The organism is Clostridium sp. BJN0013 (assembly GCF_040939125.1).
Classification (GTDB): domain Bacteria; phylum Bacillota; class Clostridia; order Clostridiales; family Clostridiaceae; genus Clostridium_B.
Genome location: NZ_CP162495.1, coordinates 2,314,886 through 2,334,964, shown reverse-complemented (window position 1 = coordinate 2,334,964; position 20,079 = coordinate 2,314,886). Strand labels below are relative to the sequence as shown.

General features: G+C 30.9%; 18 protein-coding genes. All 18 read left to right on the top strand.

What is annotated here, in order from left to right; genetic code table 11:
• The 18 genes from rnpM to rny all read left to right on the top strand — a co-directional run bounded on the left by rnpM (position 1) and on the right by rny (position 20,013).
• Positions 1-270, top strand: a complete 270-nt coding sequence (gene rnpM, locus AB3K27_RS11895) for an RNase P modulator RnpM (protein ID WP_012101818.1) — start codon at positions 1-3, stop codon at positions 268-270.
• Positions 260-577, top strand: coding sequence for a ribosomal L7Ae/L30e/S12e/Gadd45 family protein (locus tag AB3K27_RS11890; RefSeq protein WP_368487643.1), 318 nt, complete (start codon positions 260-262; stop codon positions 575-577). Before rnpM ends, AB3K27_RS11890 begins: the two co-directional genes overlap by 11 nt.
• A 17-nt stretch (positions 578-594) precedes the next feature.
• Positions 595-2,679 (top strand): translation initiation factor IF-2, encoded by a 2,085-nt coding sequence (gene infB / locus AB3K27_RS11885; protein ID WP_368487642.1) that lies wholly within the window; start codon positions 595-597, stop codon positions 2,677-2,679.
• Positions 2,680-2,709: 30 nt separating this feature from the next.
• Positions 2,710-3,075 carry a 30S ribosome-binding factor RbfA gene (rbfA, locus tag AB3K27_RS11880; RefSeq protein ID WP_368487641.1) on the top strand — a complete coding sequence of 122 codons (366 nt, stop codon included), beginning with the start codon at positions 2,710-2,712 and terminating at the stop codon, positions 3,073-3,075.
• Positions 3,062-4,027 (top strand): bifunctional oligoribonuclease/PAP phosphatase NrnA, encoded by a 966-nt coding sequence (locus AB3K27_RS11875; RefSeq protein WP_368487640.1) that lies wholly within the window; start codon positions 3,062-3,064, stop codon positions 4,025-4,027. Before rbfA ends, AB3K27_RS11875 begins: the two co-directional genes overlap by 14 nt.
• Positions 4,027-4,896 carry a tRNA pseudouridine(55) synthase TruB gene (truB, locus tag AB3K27_RS11870; protein WP_368491226.1) on the top strand — a complete coding sequence of 290 codons (870 nt, stop codon included), beginning with the start codon at positions 4,027-4,029 and terminating at the stop codon, positions 4,894-4,896. The genes AB3K27_RS11875 and truB overlap by 1 nt, the downstream gene beginning before the upstream one ends.
• Positions 4,897-4,907: 11 nt before the next feature.
• The gene (locus AB3K27_RS11865; protein WP_368487639.1) at positions 4,908-5,846 is read left to right on the top strand and encodes a bifunctional riboflavin kinase/FAD synthetase; all 939 of its coding nucleotides are present in this window, start codon (positions 4,908-4,910) and stop codon (positions 5,844-5,846) included.
• Between the two features lie 115 nt (positions 5,847-5,961).
• A complete protein-coding gene (gene rpsO / locus AB3K27_RS11860) occupies positions 5,962-6,225 on the top strand; it encodes a 30S ribosomal protein S15 (RefSeq protein ID WP_012101825.1) in 264 nt (87 codons plus the stop codon).
• 71 nt (positions 6,226-6,296) lie between these two features.
• Positions 6,297-8,423 carry a polyribonucleotide nucleotidyltransferase gene (locus AB3K27_RS11855; RefSeq protein WP_368487638.1) on the top strand — a complete coding sequence of 709 codons (2,127 nt, stop codon included), beginning with the start codon at positions 6,297-6,299 and terminating at the stop codon, positions 8,421-8,423.
• Positions 8,424-8,515: 92 nt separating this feature from the next.
• Positions 8,516-9,814, top strand: coding sequence for a M16 family metallopeptidase (locus AB3K27_RS11850; RefSeq protein WP_368487637.1), 1,299 nt, complete (start codon positions 8,516-8,518; stop codon positions 9,812-9,814).
• Between the two features lie 167 nt (positions 9,815-9,981).
• On the top strand, positions 9,982-10,254 hold the full coding sequence (locus tag AB3K27_RS11845) for a YlmC/YmxH family sporulation protein (RefSeq protein ID WP_368487636.1): 273 nt from the start codon (positions 9,982-9,984) through the stop codon (positions 10,252-10,254).
• Between the two features lie 120 nt (positions 10,255-10,374).
• Positions 10,375-11,574 (top strand): aspartate kinase, encoded by a 1,200-nt coding sequence (gene dapG, locus AB3K27_RS11840; RefSeq protein WP_368487635.1) that lies wholly within the window; start codon positions 10,375-10,377, stop codon positions 11,572-11,574.
• Between the two features lie 57 nt (positions 11,575-11,631).
• A complete protein-coding gene (locus AB3K27_RS11835; protein WP_368487634.1) occupies positions 11,632-12,330 on the top strand; it encodes a ClpP family protease in 699 nt (232 codons plus the stop codon).
• A 157-nt stretch (positions 12,331-12,487) separates the two neighbouring features.
• On the top strand, positions 12,488-14,773 hold the full coding sequence (locus AB3K27_RS11830; protein ID WP_368487633.1) for a DNA translocase FtsK: 2,286 nt from the start codon (positions 12,488-12,490) through the stop codon (positions 14,771-14,773).
• Between the two features lie 224 nt (positions 14,774-14,997).
• Complete coding sequence (gene rimO, locus AB3K27_RS11825) at positions 14,998-16,338, top strand: 30S ribosomal protein S12 methylthiotransferase RimO (RefSeq protein ID WP_368487632.1); 1,341 nt, start codon at positions 14,998-15,000, stop codon at positions 16,336-16,338.
• Positions 16,322-16,909 carry a CDP-diacylglycerol--glycerol-3-phosphate 3-phosphatidyltransferase gene (gene pgsA, locus AB3K27_RS11820; protein ID WP_368487631.1) on the top strand — a complete coding sequence of 196 codons (588 nt, stop codon included), beginning with the start codon at positions 16,322-16,324 and terminating at the stop codon, positions 16,907-16,909. Before rimO ends, pgsA begins: the two co-directional genes overlap by 17 nt.
• A gap of 133 nt (positions 16,910-17,042) precedes the next feature.
• Positions 17,043-18,134, top strand: a complete 1,092-nt coding sequence (gene recA, locus AB3K27_RS11815) for a recombinase RecA (protein ID WP_368487630.1) — start codon at positions 17,043-17,045, stop codon at positions 18,132-18,134.
• A gap of 334 nt (positions 18,135-18,468) precedes the next feature.
• Complete coding sequence (rny, locus tag AB3K27_RS11810; RefSeq protein WP_368487629.1) at positions 18,469-20,013, top strand: ribonuclease Y; 1,545 nt, start codon at positions 18,469-18,471, stop codon at positions 20,011-20,013.
• Positions 20,014-20,079 lie beyond the last annotated feature (66 nt).

Below are 20,079 nucleotides of genomic sequence, written 5' to 3'. Positions count from 1 at the left end.
ATGAAAAAAAAGAAGATACCGCAGAGAATGTGCACAGGGTGCATGGAAATGAAACCCAAAAAAGAACTTATAAGAATAGTAAAAAATAAAGAAGGAGAAGTCTTTGTAGATCCCACAGGCAAGAAGAATGGAAGAGGTGCCTATATATGTAGAGATAGTGAGTGTCTTGAAAAGGCTTTTAAGAATAAAAGAATTCAAAAGAATCTTGAAATACAAATAGATGAAGCATTATATGATAGTTTAAAGGAACAAATAGAAAATGAAAAATAAATTTTTGAGTTTTTTAGGGTTGATAAAGCGTGCAGGAAAACTGTTAGAAGGATATAATATATGTGAAGAAAAAATAAAAAAAAATAAAGTCTATTTTATTGTAATGTGTCATGATATTTCTGGAAATACATGGAATAAATTTTTAAATTACAGTAATAAATATAAAATACCAATTGCAAAGTTGCCATATAGTAAAGAAGAACTTGGGAATGCAATAGGAATAAGGGAGATAAAAGTTGTAGGGGTTGCAGATAAAAACATGGGAAAAAAATTATATGCTCTATGGCAGCAAGAGGAAAAACTTTAGTCTCGGGGGTGAATAGTTTGTCAAAAATAAGAATTTATGAATTAGCCAAAGAATTAAATATATCAAGTAAAAAGTTGATTGCACTACTTTTGGAAGAATTTGGAATAGAAGTAAAAAATCATATGAGTGTAATAGAGGAAGAAGATGCAGATTTAATTAAGGAGTTTATGGAAGAAAATGAAGGCAAGGAAGAATATTTAGAGGATAAATATAAAAATTTAACAGAAGAAAAATCTGAAAAATCTAAAAAAATTACTGAAAATACGGCTAAATTCGCAGATAAAAATAAGGGTAAACAGTATAAAGCCGAAAAAAATTTAAAAGAAAGAGTTTCCAAAGAAAATCATGAAGTGGAAATAGAAGATACCATAACAGTAAAAGAATTTTCTGAAAAAATAGGTAGACCAACTACTGAAGTTATCAAACAACTTATATTTATGGGGGTAATGGCAGCCATAAATCAGGAAATAGATTTTAGTACTGCGGAAAAGTTAGGGGAAAAATTCGATATTACCGTATTAAAAAAGGAAGAGGATATTGATAAAGGTGTAGTAGAACAAGATGAGGATGAAGATGAAGATATTAATTTAGAGAAAAGACCACCTGTTGTAACTGTTATGGGGCATGTAGACCATGGAAAGACATCTTTATTAGATGCTATAAGAAAATCTAAAGTAACTGCTACAGAAGCAGGAGGAATAACGCAACATATAGGTGCTTACACTGTTACTATAAATGGAGAAAAAATAACCTTCTTAGATACTCCAGGACATGAAGCTTTTACTGCCATGAGAGCCAGAGGAGCTCAAATAACAGATATAGTTATCTTGGTGGTAGCTGCAGATGACGGAATAATGCCACAAACTGCTGAGGCAATAAATCACTGTAAGGCAGCAAATGTTCCTATAGTTGTAGCTATAAATAAAATAGATAGACCTGGCGCCAATGTAGATAAAGTAAAACAGGAGCTTACAGAGTATGAACTTGTACCGGAAGATTGGGGAGGAGATACTATATGTATTCCTGTATCTGCACATACTAAAGAAGGAATTGATACGCTGCTGGAGATGGTTCTTTTAACGGCAGAAATGCAGGAATTGAAGGCAAACTCAAATAGAAATGGTAAAGGTACGGTGGTAGAAGCTAAATTGGATAAGGGTAGAGGAGCAGTTGCAACACTTCTTATTCAAAATGGAACGCTTAATGTGGGAGATTCCATAATAGTTGGAAGTACTTATGGCAGAATTAGAGCCATGTTTGATGATAAAGGAAATAAAATTAAATCAGCAGGACCTTCCATACCTGTAGAAATACTTGGATTATCTGAGGTACCTGCAGCAGGAGATAGATTTCATCAGGTTAAGGATGAAAAAACTGCAAGGGATATAGCAGAAAAGAGAAAACAAAAAATAAGGGAAGAGTACCTGCAGTCCACTCATAAAGTTTCACTGGAAGACTTATATAATCAGATAAAAGAGGGAAAAGTAAAAGAACTGAATATAATAGTAAAAGCAGATGTTCAGGGCTCTATAGAGGCATTAAAACAATCTCTTCAAAAACTTTCCAATGAAGAAGTAAAAGTTAGAGTAATACATGGTGCAGTAGGCGCTATAACAGAAACAGATGTGACCCTAGCATCAGCTTCAAATGCTATAATAATAGGATTTAATGTAAGACCTGATAGTAATGCACAGGCGGCTGCAGAAAAAGAATCTGTAGATGTAAAGACTTATAGGGTTATATATAATGCCATAGAGGATATAAAGGCTGCTATGGTAGGAATGCTTGAGCCGGATTACAAAGAAGTTATACTTGGAAAAGCAGAAATAAGGCAGATTTACAAAATATCCAACGTAGGTACTATTGCAGGATGCTATGTACTAGAAGGTAAAATGGTTAGAAATTGTAAGGTTAGAATAATAAGAGATGGAATAGTTATATTTGAATCCGAACTTGCATCTTTAAAGAGATTTAAAGATGATGTAAAAGAAGCGGCAGAAGGATATGAATGTGGACTTTCAATTGAGAAATTTAACGATATAAAAGAAGGGGATATTATAGAAGCTTATGATATAGAAGAGATTAAGAAGAAAGAGTTATAAAAAGAGTTATAAATGGAGAGGTGATAATTTATGACTAATTACAGAAGTGGAAGAATAAATGAAGAGATGAAGAGAGAGATAAGCAATATAATTAGAAATGACATAAAGGATCCAAGGCTCAGTGCTATGGTAAGTGTTACAAAGGTGGATGTAACAAAAGATCAAAAGTATGCAAAAGTATTTGTAAGTATTTATGGAGAAGATAAGTCCAAAGAAGATACATTTCAGGCACTTAAAAATTCAGAAGGTTTTATAAGGAGGGAAGTAGGGCATAGAGTAAAACTCAGAAATACCCCGGAAATAATTATAGAAATGGATAATACTATAGAATATGGTATGCATATAAATGAACTTCTCCATAAAATAAAGGAGAATGAAAAAAATGATAATGAATGATATAATAAATAAAATAAAGCATTGCAACAAAATTGCAATAACTTTTCATTCTTCTCCAGATGGAGATGCCATTGGAAGTTCACTTGCATTATTTCAGGGTTTAAAAAAATTTGGAAAAGAAGTTGAAATACTTTCCAAAGAAGAAATGCTAGAAGATTTTAAATTTTTATGCGGCAGTGAAAATATAAACCACAAGAAATTTAAGGTAAGCACGGATACTGAATGTGTAATAGTGTTAGATTGTGGAGACGTAAAGAGAATAAATGCAGAGTTAAATTTTGAAAACAGAGGCTATACCATAATAAATATAGATCACCATTTATCAAATGAACTCTATGGAGATTTGAATTACGTTGACACGAATGCAGCAGCAGTATCAGAGATAATATATCAGATGATTAAACTTATGGGAATTGATATGGATAAGGATATAGCAGAGTGCCTTTATACTTCTATAATTACAGACAGTGGTTCTTTTAGATATCCTTCCACTACTTCTGTAACCCATACTATAGCAGGAGATTTAATTAACACGGGCATAGATTTTAGTGAAATACACAGAGTGATTTTTGAAAATAAAAAATTTCAGAGAATTAAGCTATATGGAAAAGCCATAGAATCTATGAAATTAGCAGCAGGGGATAAGATCTGTACTATAGAAATTACAAAAGATATGCTCTTTAATTTAGGTATAATAAAAGATACAGATACTTCAGATATTATTAATATAGGGATGAAAATAGACACTGTGGAAGTGGGAATTCTATTAAAGGAAGTTGAAGAAGGAGTAAAGGTAAGTCTTAGATCTAAATCCAAGGTAGATGTGAGAAAAATAGCAGAAACTTTTGGTGGAGGAGGACATTTGAGGGCTAGTGGGCTTGTTATTTCAGATAAATCTATTGCAGAGGTAAAAGATATAATACTAGCGGAAGTTGAAAAAGAGTTTTTATGATGGATGGAATTTTAAATATAAATAAACCTGAGGGTATGACCTCTTTTGATGTGGTTAGAAAAGTAAAGTTTATGTTGAAAGATAAAAAAGTAGGTCATACAGGTACCCTTGATCCCATTGCATCAGGAGTACTTCCAGTTTGTATAGGCAGGGCTACAAAATTTGCAGATTATATAGTTGAAAGTAAAAAAATATACTTGGCTCAGTTAAGGCTTGGAATTACTACGGAAACTTATGATAGAGAAGGAAATATAGTAAATATTAAAAATATTGATTTAAAAGAAAAGGATATAATAGATGAAATCTTAAGTTTTCAGGGGGAAATAGAACAGGTGCCACCTATGTATTCTGCATTGAAAGTAAATGGCAAGAGGCTTTATGATCTGGCAAGAAAAGGTATAGAAGTAGAGAGAAAAAAAAGGAAAATAACCATATATTCTATAGATATTGTAAATATAGATTTACCTTATGTATTATTTGAAGTAACTTGTTCAAAGGGTACTTATATTAGGAGTTTATGTAATGATATAGGGAATAAGCTAAATTGTGGGGGTACTATGTGGAATTTAAAGAGATTGTCTACGGGCAATTTTAATATTGCAGATTCCATTGCTCTTGAAGATTTAGACAGTGAGAATATATTAAACTATATTATACCCATAGATAAAGCTCTTTATAGATATCCTGAAATTTTAATAGAACACAAATATGTAAAAAAAGTATTAAATGGAATAAGTATAAAAGATGAAAAATTTTTAAATAGAACAATAAAAGGTCAATTATATAGAGTTTATATAGAAGGTAATAAATTTATAGGTATGGGAATGAATAAAGATTTTCAATTTAAAATAGTAAAATTGTTTGTTTGAGGTAATTAGATATGATAATTATAGAAGATAATTTTAAAAAGCATTTTATGAAGAGTACATATATTGCTTTAGGAAGTTTTGATGGACTTCATTTGGGGCATATGAGTTTGATAAATAAAACTATTAAACTTGCTAAAAATAATGGTGCAAAAAGTATGATAGTTACCTTCAAGGATCATCCTCTCAATATTATAAACCCGGATTTGGCACCTAAAATCTTAATGGATAATGAATGTAAGGTAAATGTATTAAGAAATGCTGGATTGGATATAATAAATATGGTGAACTTTAATAAGGAATTTATGAAAATCCACCCCGAAGATTTTGTAATTCACCTTTTAAATAATTATAGAGCTAAAGGAATTATAGTAGGATTTAATTATAGATTTGGATATAAAAATCTTGGAGATGTAAGTTTACTTAAAAAAATGAGTAAAAATTATAAATTTTCTCTAAGTGTAATAGATTCTGTGAAATATAAAGGGCAAGTAGTCAGCAGCTCAATTATAAGGACACTTATATCAGATGAAGGGGATATGAAAAAAGTTAATAAGCTTTTAACACGTCCTTTTGCAATACAGGGAAAGGTAATACATGGAAAACATCTCGGGAGAAAACTAGGTTTTCCTACAATAAATTTAAATTACGATAAAAAATTTGTAATACCAAAGGGTGGAGTTTATTATACTATGGTACAGTTAGATGATGGTATATTTAAAGGTATAACAAATGTAGGGTACAATCCTACTACCTGTGATAATAAACTGAGTATTGAAACTCATATATTAAATTTTAATGAGGATGTGTATGGCAAAAATGCAAAAATACACTTTATAGAAAGAATTAGAGATGAATTAAAGTTTAATAGTTTATCGGAATTAGCTCATCAGCTAAAAAAAGACAAATTGTATGCCAGTAAGAAAAAATTACAAATTAATTTTAAAAATTAATTTACAATAAGAATTTTATTTGTTATAATTACAGGCGTGATCCTTATGCTAAGAATTTCGATTTGCCGACGGTATTCTTGGGATAGAGGGGAATAACAATTGGAGGTGTAACATAATGGAAAAGGCAGTTAAACAAGAAATAATGGAAAAATATGCAAGACATGAGGGAGATACAGGATCTCCAGAGGTTCAAATAGCATTGCTTACTACAAGAATTAATCATCTGAATGAACATTTGAAGATTCATAAAAAAGACCACCATTCAAGAAGAGGACTTTTAATGATGGTTGGTAAAAGAAGGGGACTTCTTAATTATTTAATTAAGCAAGACATTGAAAGATATCGTGCTATTATTAAAGCATTAAATTTAAGAAAATAATTTTTGGAGCGGCTTTTACCGCTCCATTGTTTTAAAAAAATTGTAATTTATTGAGAGGAGGGAAATTTTTAATGAAAGAATTTATTCAAACTACTGTGGCAGGCAGAACTTTAAAAGTTGACTGTGAAAAAGTAGGTATGCTATCTAATTGTGGTATGTTTATAAGTTATGGAGATACAGTAGTTTTAATTAATACAAATGCTTCAGATAAACCAAGAGAAGGAATAGATTTTTTTCCTTTAAGTATAGAGTATGAAGAAAGACTATATTCTGTTGGAAAAATTCCAGGAGGATTTATAAAAAGGGAAGGTAAGCCCTCAGAGAAGGCAATATTAAATGCAAGGGCAATAGATAGGCCTCTTAGACCATTATTTCCCAAAGGATATAGAAATGATGTTCAAGTAGTATGTACAGTATTATCTGTAGATCAAGATAATTTACCTAATATAGTGGCTATGAATGGGGCATCTTTGGCCTTATGTATGTCAAGTATTCCTTTTACAACCCCTGTGGGATCTGTATCCGTAGGTTTAGTAGATGGAAATTTTATAATAAATCCTAATTTAGAGGATAGAGAGAAAAGCACTTTGAATCTTACTGTATGTGCTACTAAAGAGAGGGTTATGATGGTAGAAGCTGGAGCATGCGAAGTACCAGAAGGTATTATGTATGATGCTATAATTTTTGGTTTTGAAGAATGCAAGAAAATAGCCTTATTTCAGGAAGAAGTTATGAAAAAATATGGCAAGAGAAAAGATGAACCTGAGCTTTATAAAGTAGATGAGGATTTAGAAAATGAAGTAAGGGAATTTGCTTTTGATATGATAAAAAGTGCCATGTATATAGTAGATAGAAATGAGAGAAATGAAGTTTTAAAAGATATTGATGAAAAATTGGAGGAACAATTTTCTGAAAAGTATGTAGATAATAAAAGTGATATATCAGATGTAGTATACAGGATAAAAAAGGAAATAGTTAGAAATATGCTTTTAAATGAGCATAGAAGAGTGGATGGAAGGGCATTTGATGAAGTACGTCCTATAAGTTGTGAGGTAGGGTTTCTTCCAAGAGCTCACGGTACCGGGCTGTTTACTAGAGGATTAACTCAAGTAATGACTGTTGCTACATTGGGATCTTTAGGTGATGTACAAATACTTGATGGAGTAGGTCTTGAGGATTCTAAAAGATATATGCATCATTATAATTTTCCATCTTATAGTACAGGAGAAGTTAGACCTTTAAGAGGACCTGGAAGAAGAGAAATAGGCCATGGTGCATTAGCTGAAAAAGCACTGGAACCACTTATACCTATGGAGGAACAGTTTCCTTATACCATAAGACTTGTATCAGAGGTTCTGAGTTCCAATGGTTCCACATCTCAGGCTAGTATATGTGGAAGTACACTGGCACTTTTGGATGCAGGTGTTCCAATAAAAAGACCTGCAGCTGGAATAGCTATGGGGCTTGTAACTAGTGAAGACTTATCCCAGGAAGAAATATTAACAGATATACAGGGGTTAGAAGATTTTTTTGGTGATATGGATTTTAAAGTAGGTGGAACGGAAAAAGGTATTACAGCTATCCAATTTGACACTAAAATTCATGGACTGTCAAATAAATGTATAAAAGAAACCCTTGAAAAAGCAAGAACAGCTAGATTATATATACTGGATAAAATGAAGCAGTGTATCCCAGAGCATAGGGCAGAAGTGTCAAAATATGCACCAAAGACCTATATAATGTCTATACCTCCTGATAAAATAAGAGATGTAATAGGAGCTGGGGGAAAAGTTATCAATAAAATAATAGCAGAAACTGGAGTTAAAATAGATATAAAAGAAGATGGCAAGATATTTGTTATGTCGGAAAATAGTGAAAGTGCTAAAAAAGCATTGAAAATAATAGATGATCTTACTAGAGAAATATTAGTAGGAGAAATATATTTGGGTAAGGTTACTAAGATAACTAATTTTGGAGCTTTTGTGGAAATACATAAGGGAAAAGAAGGATTAGTTCACATATCAAAGCTAGACTTTACAAGAGTAAATAAAGTAGAAGATGTAGTTTCTGTGGGAGATGAAATATTAGTTAAAGTAATTGAAATAGATAGCCAGGGAAGAATAAATCTTTCCAGGAAGGATGCTATAAAGGATTCAGAGAAGAAAGATTTAAATGAGAAGGACATACAAAAAAAGTAGCAAAATAGAAGGGCTTAGGTGCCTTTTTATTTTTTAAATTAAACTATTTTTATAGATTAAGAATTGTTAATTGAAAGAGGTGACTGTTTTTATTGTATAATGTATTTAAACTGGATAATGGTCTTAGAATAGTTGTAGAGGATATAGATTATGTAAATTCTGTAAGTGTGGGATTGTGGGTAAAAAATGGCTCAAGAAATGAAAATGATAAAAACAATGGGATCTCTCATTTTATTGAACATATGTTTTTTAAAGGAACCACTAATAGAACTGCCCTTGAAATAGCAGAATGTATAGAAGATATAGGAGGACAAATAAACGCATTTACTGGTAAGGAAGCTACATGTTTTTATGTAAAGGTGTTAAATTCGCATTTGGATTTAGCTATAGATGTTATATCGGATATGTTATTTAATAGTAAATTTTTACCAGAAGATATAGAAAAAGAAAAGGGAGTTATAATTGAGGAGATAAATATGAGTGAGGACTCTCCGGAAGATGTACTTTCTGATCTTCACAGTAAGGCTATGTGGGGAAAGGACTCTATATCCTTTCCTATATTAGGAAGTATAGATACTGTAAAATCCTTTACAAAAGAACATTTGATGGAGTACATATCATCTTATTATATACCGGAGAATTCTGTGATTTCCATAGCAGGTAATGTAGATCTAAATAAAGTTGAAAGGTTAATAGAAAAATATTTTGGTACATGGAATATATTGAATAAAAAAGTAACCAATTATTCTAAACCAGAATTTTTAAGTAATCATTTTTTTAAAAAGAAGAATATAGAACAACTGCATCTCAGTTTAGGTATACCAGGAGTGGAAAATGGAAGTAATGATCTTTATACTCTTTTGATTTTAAACAACATGTATGGAGGGGTGGCTTCTTCTATATTATTTCAGAAAATAAGAGAGGAAAGAGGGCTTTGTTATTCAATCTATTCTTATATAACCACTTTTAATAATATAGGGGCAATAACTGTTTATGCAGGGTTGAATGCTAAATATGCTTATGATGTAATAGCTAGAATAAAAGATGAAATGTTAAAATTCTCAACTTCAGTTATAACAAAGGATAAATTAAAAAAATTAAAAGAACAGTTAAAGGGAAATTATATATTGGGACTTGAAAGTATAAGCAGCAGAATGTTCAATAATGGAAAATCCCTTTTACTTTTAAATAGGTTAAATATACCAGAAGATATTATAGACAAGATAAATAAGATAGATGAAGAAAGCATTGAAAGGGTGATGAAAAATACATTTTATAAAGGTATAGTAAATTCATCCTTTGTAGGAAAAGAAATAGATATATCTGTTATAGAAAATTTATTGGAAAAAGATAGTATTTCTTTTGAAAAATCAAAGAAAAGTTTAATTTAAGAGTTATAATCATTAATAATCTTATAAAAATTTTTATTCATATAGCTAAGGTATGTCTTGGTAGATAATTCAAATTATTATTTGTTCCTGGATACCCAAACCCTGTAATAAGTACATTATATTACTCATAGTATAATGTAACAGATAAAATATAGGGGGATGTAAGTATGGATGAGAATATAAAATTTTATAGCGAGATGGAAAGATATGAAATTATAAATGTAAATGATGGTAACAAATTTAATTTTTTGGGCAATAACGATATAATAGTGGATTCAGAGGGAGTTTTAAAAATGCTTATTTTAAATGACGGTAGATCAAGATTTAGTATTTTTGGAAAAGGAGAATTTATAGAAGTACCCTGGGAATATGTAAAGAAAATAGGTACCAAAACTATTATAATAGATGTAGATGAAAAATCCCTTAAAAAAGTACGTTAATAGTATACGCTAATTAACATATTATCCACTATTAACATATTGTATATTAGTAAACTGCAATTCAACACATATTTTTAGAAATTTATGTATTTATAATAAGCTGTGTAATGGAGGATTAATATGAAAATAGTGATTCAGAAATTTGGAGGTACTTCTGTTTCTACTCATGAAAGAAGAGAGCAGGTAGTAAATAAAATATTAAAAGCAAAAGATAAAGGATTTTGTCCAGTTGTAGTGGTATCTGCTATGGGAAGGAAAGGTCAACCTTATGCCACAGATACACTGCTTTCACTAATAAAAGAAGATTTTAAGCTTAAAAATCCTTTAGGAGTAGATTTACTTATGAGTTGTGGTGAAATCATAAGCACTATAGTTTTAGCAGATGAACTTTTGAGGAAAGGTTTAAAAGCAGTGCCTTTAACTGGGGGACAAGCAGGTATAATTACTGATGATAATTATAACAATGCTTCCATTTTAAAAGTAAAAAAAGAAAGATTATTAAATTTAGTTAACCAAGGGAAAATTCCTATAGTTGCAGGATTTCAAGGAATAAGTGAAAATGGATATGTAACTACTTTAGGCAGGGGTGGCAGTGATGTTACTGCGTCAATTTTAGGAGTTGCCTTGAATTCTGAAGTAATAGAAATATATACAGATGTAGATGGAATAATGACGGCAGATCCGGGAATAGTATCAGAAGCTTTTCTAATTGAACAAATAAGTTATAATGAGGTGTTTCAGTTTGCAGATCAAGGAGCGAAAGTAATACATCCAAGAGCAGTAAAAATAGCTATGAGTGGTAATATACCCCTTGTTGTAAAAAACACCTTAAATAATTGTAAAGGTACGATAATAACTAATTCTGTTATAGGGGAGTCAGATGAGATAATAAATGGTATAACTTCTATGGATAATAGAGTTCAAGTCACAGTAAATTATGATGAAAGTAATAAAATATATAATACTTTACTAGAAAAGCTGGCCAATAATTCAATAAGTATAGATTTAATAAATGTATTTCCAAGTAAGCAGATTTTTACTATAGATAGTAAAGATATAGATAAGTTTAAGGTAATAGCTAAGAATTTAGAGCTTGTATATTCCTTAATAGAAAACTGCAGCAAAATAGCTCTTATAGGAAGTGGCATGAGAGGTATACCAGGAGTTATGGCTAGAATATTGAAGATATTGCATGAAGAGGGTATAGAAGTATTGCAGACAGCGGATTCACATACTACTATATGGTGTCTTGTTAAAAGCAGTGAAATGGGAAAGGCCATAAATGCACTTCATAAAGAATTTTTATCACATGTGAAGTAAAAGGTATAGCAACCTCCATAAATGCATAAAATAAATTTATTTAAGGAGGAGATTAAAATGCCGCAGAGGATGAATAAGGAAATAGTAGATAATCGTGCCAATGAAAAGTTAAATAATATAAAAGAGTTGGGTATGCCTAACATAGCAGAGGAAAATAATAAAATTCAAATACTTCCTATAATAGGCCAAATAGAGGGGCATGTAACCCTTCCGCCTGAAACCAAAGCAACTAAATATGAACATGTAATACCTAATTTAATTCTCATGGAAAATGATCCTAGAGTTGAAGGGGTACTGGTAGTTTTAAATACTGTAGGTGGAGATGTAGAAGCAGGGCTTGCTATAGCAGAGATGATAAGGAGTTTAAGTAAACCTACAGTATCTCTGGTTATAGGGGGAGGCCACTCTATTGGGGTTCCTCTTGCTACGGCTTCAGATTATTCTTTTATATCTCCTACGGCTACTATGATTGTGCATCCAATAAGAATGAATGGACTAATTATTGGAGTACCTCAAACCTTTGAGTATTTTAATAAAATGCAGGAGAGAATAAATGAGTTTATAGTGAGAACATCAAGGATAACTAGAGAAAAGTTGAGTAATCTAATGCTCCAATCAGATGATCTATTAAATGACATGGGAACTATATTGATTGGAAAACAAGCTGTAGAGCAGGGATTAATAGATAAGGTAGGAGGAATAAGTGACGCTATTAAAAAGCTAAATACTATGCTAGAAAAAAAAATAGAACATTGAAAATCGCCATAGGGTAATCCTATGGTACTTTAATTGTGTAAAATCAATGATTCGAACACAAATTATCTTTTAAGAAATATTAAAGGAAAAACAAAAGTATTGTAGAATATTTTTTATATAGGATATACTTAATAATATACTGGAGGTGATGGCATATATGTCTAGAATTAGACAAAAAAAAAAGTACTCATTAGATGAGGATATAAAAGGTATATTGTTAACTACATTGGGAATACTTATGATAATAAGTGTATTTTCTCCCTCTTCTTCTGGCATAGCTGGAAAACTTATGAAGAAAATTTTAATAATAATATTTGGAATAGGAGCTTTTATATTTCCCATATTGATAATATTTATTGGAATTTGTTATATTATAAAAAGGAACAAAATAACTTTTAATAATAAATTCTATGGTATTTTACTTTTTATAGTTAATACCCTGTTAGTTGTACATATGATAGTAATGTTTGATTATAATATGGAATATAATTTATTTTTGGCTATAAAGACATTATATAATTCTGATAATGTATTTCATGGTGGTATAATAGGATTCTTGATAGATATACCATTATTTAGATTATTTGGAACTGTTGGTTGTTATGTTATTTTTTTCTCTATTTATATAATATCTTTTATAATAATGAGTAAATTTACTATTTATGACATACTGAATAAGTTTAGAAAATTATTGGCTCAAAAAAATAAAGCAGAAAATACTAAAATAGAGGAAAAAGTGTTGGACGAAAACAATGACCAGAGTAATGAAGTTAAAAATAAAAATTTTGTTAAAGGCTTAAACAAAATTAAAATATTAGATTTTATGAAATATGGAAATATGGATAAAAAAGATCAGTCAAATCACAAGGCGAAAAGTAATGAAGATTTAAAATGTCCTATAGAATCTAAAAAAGATATTTCCTATGAAAAAAAGTTTGATCCTATAAACATAGAGCCTATAAGTATGGAAATTGAAGAAAAAGTGATACAAAGTGGAAAGAATTCAGTTTTCCTATATAATTTTCCACCTCTGAATTTATTGAATCAAAATGTACAGGTAAAGTTAAATAAACAGGATAAAAAAGAATTAATAAATAGTGCCAGTAAACTGGAAGAGACCCTTGCAAGTTTCGGGGTGGATGTAAAAATACTTCAAGTTAGCAGAGGACCTTCTGTAACTAGATTTGAACTTCAACCAGGTTCTGGAATTAAAGTGAGTAAAATTGTAAATTTATCCGATGATATTGCCCTAGGACTTGCTGCTTCTGCAGTTAGAATAGAAGCTCCGATACCCGGAAAATCTGTTATTGGGATAGAAGTTCCAAATAGGGAACTTACATCTGTTTACTTAAGAGAAGTGGTTGAGTCGGAAGAGTTTGTAAATTCCCAGCATAAATTGGCCTATTGTTTAGGCAAAGATATAGGAGGAAACTGTGTAGTATCTGACCTTACAAAAATGCCCCACATGCTTATAGCAGGTGCTACAGGCTCTGGTAAAAGTGTATGTATAAATAGTCTTATAGTAAGTTTACTTTACAAATATTCTCCAGAGAATGTTAAACTTTTAATGATAGATCCCAAAGTAGTTGAACTTAGTATATATAACGGAATACCCCATTTGTTAACACCGGTGGTTACAGATCCTAAAAAAGCAGCAGGGGCTTTAAATTGGGCTGTACAGGAAATGAACAGAAGATATAAATTATTTGCAAGTAATGGTGTTAGAAATATAGAAGGATACAATGATTTATTTGATAGGGGCATAACAGAAGGGAAAATTCCTTTTGTGGTCATAATAATTGATGAGCTTTCAGACTTAATGATGGTTTGCCCAAATGAAGTTGAAGATTATATAGGACGTCTCGCACAAATGGCTAGAGCTGCAGGAATGCACCTGGTTATAGCAACTCAGAGACCTTCTGTAGATGTAATTACAGGAGTGATTAAGGCCAATATACCATCAAGAATATCTTTCGCAGTGTCCAGTCAAATCGATTCTAGAACCATATTAGATAGTAGTGGAGCAGAACGATTACTTGGGAAAGGGGATATGCTATTTTATCCTGTAGGTACTTCAAAACCGGTTAGAATACAAGGAGCTTTTATATCAGAAGCAGAGGTTGAAAAAGTAGTACATTATATAAAAAATAGTGAAGTGGAAATTAAATACGAAGATAAGATAATGGAACAAATAGATCAGGGTATACCTAGTTCCAATGTCAGTAATGACCATGATGAATTTTTAGATAAGGCCATTGAAATTGTGCTAAATGAGGGACAAGTATCTACATCTCTACTTCAAAGACGATTGAGAATAGGATATAATAGGGCAGCTAGAATAATAGAAGAAATGGAAAGTAGAAAAATAATATCAAAAAAGGATGGTGCTAAACCAAGACAGATTTTAATTCATGGAAAAGATGATATACCAAGTTCTTCTTAGATCTAAGGAGAGTTTTCTTAGGAATGATTTTCTCTCTATCTTACAAGAACTTATAAAAGATGTAGAGGCACTCATTTCCATTTCAAAAAACTGAGGGTATTAAAAATATTAGTCTTGGGGTAAATAATATGTAAAATTAAATGTTGAAAATTTTTTATGTAGGTTGTATATTATATGAAAGTATTTATGTGTTATTTAAAAATAACTAAATGGGAGGAGACTTAGTGAATAAATTAAAAGTTGGACTAATAAGTTTAGGATGTGATAAAAATAGAGTGGATTCTGAGATAATATTAGGTAATTTAAAGTCAGCCTATAAAATAATTACAGATCCTAAGTTAGCAGATATTATAATTATAAATACCTGTGGTTTTATAGAATCAGCAAAACAAGAGTCTATAGATACTATACTTGAAATGTCACAGTACAAGGGAAAATATAATTGCAAGGGTATTATAGTAACGGGATGTCTTGCACAAAGATATGGGAGAGAACTTATGGAACTGTTACCTGAAATAGACATAATGATGGGGGTAAATGATTATAATAAGCTGGAAGAAAGTATAAGCAATTTTATCAATAATAAACAAAATAAAATTTATAATTGTGAATATAGTGATTTTAATATAAATGAAGGCAAAAGAATACTCACTACAAAGTCTCACACTGCCTATTTAAGAATTGCAGAAGGATGTGATAATTGTTGTACTTATTGTATAATTCCTAAAATAAGAGGAAAATATAGGAGTAGAAGTATTGAAAATATATTACAAGAATGCAATGAATTATCTCTTCAGGGAGTTAAGGAAGTAATACTTATTGCACAGGATACTACAAGATATGGAATAGATTTATATAATAAAAAAATGCTTCCTGAACTTATGAGAAGAATATCTAAAGTCCAAGGTATAGAGTGGATTAGACTGCTTTATTGTTATCCGGAGGAAATAACAGAAGATATTATAGATGAAATAGCTTTAAATGATAAAGTATGTAATTACATAGATATGCCCCTGCAGCATGTAAGTGATAATATATTAAAGCTTATGGGTAGACGTGGTAGGAAAAAAGATATATTAACAAGTATAAATGAACTTAGGAAAAGAATAAAGGATATTGCAATTAGAACTACTATAATAGTTGGATTTCCAGGAGAGACTGAAGCAGATTTTAAAGAATTAAAGGATTTTATAGAAAATATTAAATTTGATAATTTGGGAGTATTTAAATATTCCAGAGAAGAGGGAACCATAGCTTGTGAAATGAAAGATCAAATTTCGGAAGAATTAAAAACCGTAAGAGAAGGAGAGCTTATGCTGCTCCAAAAACATATTGTTCATTCCATGCAAAAATATAAAATTGGACATAGGTATAAAGTACTTGTAGAGGGAAAAAAAGAAGGCATATGGTATGGAAGAAACTATGCAATGGCTCCAGATATAGATGGGGTTATATACATAAAAAGTAAAAAAGATTTAAAAATAGGTGCCATAATTTACATAAAAATTACAGATAGTGTTGAATATGATTTAGTAGGAGTTGTATGTGATGAATCTAGCAAATAAACTTACAATAATTAGAATTTTATTGATTCCATTTTTTTTGATTTTTATAACTTTAGAGGGTTTAACTTATGGGAAAATTATTGCAATAGTTATTTTTATACTTGCATCTATAACCGATAAATTGGATGGATACATAGCTAGAAGTAGAAATCAAATAACTCGTTTTGGCAAGTTCATGGATCCGCTGGCAGATAAGCTTTTAGTTACTGCAGCACTTATATCCCTGGTGGAATACCATATAATACCTAGCTGGGTTGCAATGATAATAATAGCCAGGGAATTTGCAGTAACGGGTCTCAGAGCAGTGGCAGCTTCAGAAGGTATAGTGATAGCGGCAAGTCCCTGGGGAAAAGCTAAAACTGTAACTCAAATAGTTGCTATAATACTGGCTTTAATAAATTTAAATTATAATCACGTATCTTTGGGTTTTATAAAAACTGTTATAAGTCATCCTCATAAAATGTTGAATTGGATTACAGGTATTGCCATGTTTTTAGCAATAGCAGTTACTTTAATTTCCGGGGTAGATTATTTTATAAAAAATAAGGATGTATTAAATCCAGATAAATAGTATGTAACGTTGATTAAAAAATATCTATAGGTTTATAATTAAAATATAATTTAGATTAAGTTATTGACTGTATGAATAATATGATATATAATTTATGTAGAACATATGTTCTGATGAGAAGGGAAGTGTTCTTTTGGCAAATTTAAATAATGAAAAACTACAGGCTATAGAATCTGCTATGTTACAGATAGAAAAACAATTTGGGAAAGGTGCAATAATGAAACTGGGAGAAAATAGTATTTTAAATGTTGATGTTGTTTCAACGGGTTGCCTTGATTTGGACATAGCACTGGGCATTGGTGGAGTACCACGAGGAAGAGTAATAGAAATATTTGGACCGGAATCTTCAGGTAAAACCACAGTGGCACTCCATATAATTGCAGAAGCTCAAAAAACCGGTGGAGCGGCAGCTTTTATAGATGCAGAACATGCACTTGATCCATCTTATGCAAAAAACTTAGGAGTAGATATAGAAAACTTAATTGTATCTCAGCCAGATACTGGAGAACAGGCACTGGAAATAACAGAAGCACTGGTTAGATCTAATGCCATAGATGTATTGGTAGTGGATTCAGTAGCTGCATTAGTACCAAAAGCTGAAATAGAGGGAGAGATGGGGGATTCACATGTAGGATTACAGGCCAGACTTATGTCTCAGGCGCTTAGAAAGCTTACATCTTCTATAAATAAGTCAAGATGTGTTACTATATTCATAAATCAATTAAGAGAAAAAGTAGGGATTATGTTTGGAAATCCTGAGGTTACTCCTGGAGGAAGGGCATTGAAATTTTATTCTTCTGTGAGAATGGACGTGAGAAGAGTAGATTCCATAAAACAGGGAGATACCATGGTGGGAAACAGAACGAAGGTAAAAGTAATTAAAAATAAAGTGGCACCTCCTTTTAAGCAAGCTGAGTTTGACATAATGTATAATCAGGGGATTTCAAGAGAGGGAAATGTGCTGGATGTAGGAGTTAGGGAGGATTTTGTTCAAAAAAGTGGAGCTTGGTTTTCATATAAGGAAATAAGGCTTGGACAAGGTAGAGAAAATGCAAAACAGTTTTTAAGAGAAAATCCAGATATTTTATTTGAGATTGAAAATAAAATAAGAGAAAAATATAATCTTCCTATAGATAAACACAATTTATCAGATATTAAAGATAAAAATGAAAAAAATACTAAAGAAGATAGTAAAAAACAGGAAAACAAAAATTTATCAAAATAGGATATTCTTAAAGTGATATTCAGCAATGATACAAATAATGGTTAATTATCATAATTAAGGTTTAAATGAAATGAGTTTTAGTTTTTTGTTTTATCTGTTATATGTTTTAGGAGTATGATTTTTAAAGGTAAAATAAGAAAAATAACAGGTGATTATTAGTATATTGAATAAAATCATATAACTTGACAATAATTCAAATATAATATAAAATTAATACAAATTCTGGTTTATCATGTATTTAGGAATTACCAATTGAATAATATGACACCTTTTCTATGCTTGCATATTTAACTGAAATATAGATTTACATAATAAGAGCAAAGGAGGTGTTCATGTGGATTACATGATAATATATGAAATTATTGCTGGTATACTAATAGTTGTTGCTATATTAATTCATTTTAACATAATGAAAAATAAAGTAGCTGCTATAAAATCACAGACTATTTATGAGTCTAATAGATTGAAGGAAGAGGCAAAAAAAGAAGCTCAATCCCAAAAAAAAGAAGCTATACTGGAAGCTAAAGAGGAAGTTCATAAATTAAGAAATGATTTAGAAAGAGAATCTAGAGATAGAAGAATTGAGATTCAAAGACTAGAAAAAAGATTATTGCAAAGAGAAGAATTATTAGATAAAAAGAACGATGTCCTTGAAAAAAGAGAAAATAGCCTGGATAAAAAACAACAAGAAGTTGATAAATTGCAGGCAAAAGTAGAAGAATTATATCAGAAGCAGAGAGGAGAACTTGAAAGGCTGTCAGGTTTGAGTTCTGAAGAGGCTAAAGATATCCTGTTGGAAGAAGTTAATAAAGAAATAAAACATGAATCTGCTATGATGATTAAAGAAGTTGAAACAAAAGCTAAAGAAGAAGCCGATAAAAAGGCAAGGGAAATTATAACCTGTGCTATTCAAAGATGTGCAGCAGATCATGTAGCAGAAACTACAGTGCATGTTGTAACACTTCCTAATGATGAAATGAAGGGAAGGATAATAGGTAGAGAAGGTAGAAATATAAGAACCCTTGAAACTTTGACGGGTGTAGATTTAATAATAGATGATACGCCTGAAGCTGTAATATTGTCAGGTTTTGATCCTATAAGAAGAGAAGTTGCTAGAATAGCACTAGAAAAACTTATAATTGATGGAAGGATACATCCGGCAAGAATTGAAGAAATGGTTGAAAAAGCTGAAAAGGAATTAGAAAGTGACATTAAAGAAGAAGGAGAACAAGCAACTTTTGAAACTGGTGTACATGGTCTTCATATGGAATTAATAAAATTGCTAGGAAGGTTGAAATATAGAACTAGTTATGGTCAGAATGTTTTAAAACACTCAGTAGAAGTTGCATATCTAGCTGGACTTATGGCATCAGAGCTTGGAATAGATCCAACCATAGCGAAAAGAGCAGGATTACTTCATGATATAGGTAAAGCAGTAGATCATGAAGTTGAAGGACCACATGCTATTATAGGTGCAGAAATCGCTAAGAAGTACAGAGAATCACCAATAGTTGTAAATGCTATTGGAGCTCACCATGGAGATTTAGAATTCCAATCTTTAGAAGATATACTTGTTCAGGCAGCAGATGCTATTTCCGCAGCAAGGCCTGGAGCTAGAAGAGAAACATTAGAAGCATATATTAAACGTTTGGAAAAATTAGAAAAAATAGCAAATACATGTGAAGGCGTAGAAAAGTCATATGCCATTCAAGCGGGAAGAGAACTTAGAATTATGGTTAAACCAGAAGATATTGATGATGCAGGAGCCCTTGAAATGGCAAGGAACATAGTAAAGAAAATTGAAGAAGAACTAGAGTATCCTGGCCAGATTAAGGTGAATGTTATTAGAGAAACTCGTGCAATTGAATATGCAAAATAATTTAAGTAGTAAGTATAAATTATATATAACATAGAAAAGTATTCCTTTTAGATTTTGCCTTTACAA

Coding starts and splice junctions, on each gene's coding strand:
- rpsO (WP_012101825.1), top strand. CDS start 5,962: ATGGAAAAGGCAGTTAAACAAGAAATAATGGAAAAATATGCAAGACAT.
- AB3K27_RS11835 (WP_368487634.1), top strand. CDS start 11,632: ATGCCGCAGAGGATGAATAAGGAAATAGTAGATAATCGTGCCAATGAA.
- AB3K27_RS11830 (WP_368487633.1), top strand. CDS start 12,488: ATGTCTAGAATTAGACAAAAAAAAAAGTACTCATTAGATGAGGATATA.
- AB3K27_RS11845 (WP_368487636.1), top strand. CDS start 9,982: ATGGATGAGAATATAAAATTTTATAGCGAGATGGAAAGATATGAAATT.
- AB3K27_RS11865 (WP_368487639.1), top strand. CDS start 4,908: ATGATAATTATAGAAGATAATTTTAAAAAGCATTTTATGAAGAGTACA.
- AB3K27_RS11855 (WP_368487638.1), top strand. CDS start 6,297: ATGAAAGAATTTATTCAAACTACTGTGGCAGGCAGAACTTTAAAAGTT.
- rbfA (WP_368487641.1), top strand. CDS start 2,710: ATGACTAATTACAGAAGTGGAAGAATAAATGAAGAGATGAAGAGAGAG.
- pgsA (WP_368487631.1), top strand. CDS start 16,322: ATGAATCTAGCAAATAAACTTACAATAATTAGAATTTTATTGATTCCA.
- AB3K27_RS11875 (WP_368487640.1), top strand. CDS start 3,062: ATGATAATGAATGATATAATAAATAAAATAAAGCATTGCAACAAAATT.
- rnpM (WP_012101818.1), top strand. CDS start 1: ATGAAAAAAAAGAAGATACCGCAGAGAATGTGCACAGGGTGCATGGAA.
- AB3K27_RS11890 (WP_368487643.1), top strand. CDS start 260: ATGAAAAATAAATTTTTGAGTTTTTTAGGGTTGATAAAGCGTGCAGGA.
- truB (WP_368491226.1), top strand. CDS start 4,027: ATGGATGGAATTTTAAATATAAATAAACCTGAGGGTATGACCTCTTTT.
- dapG (WP_368487635.1), top strand. CDS start 10,375: ATGAAAATAGTGATTCAGAAATTTGGAGGTACTTCTGTTTCTACTCAT.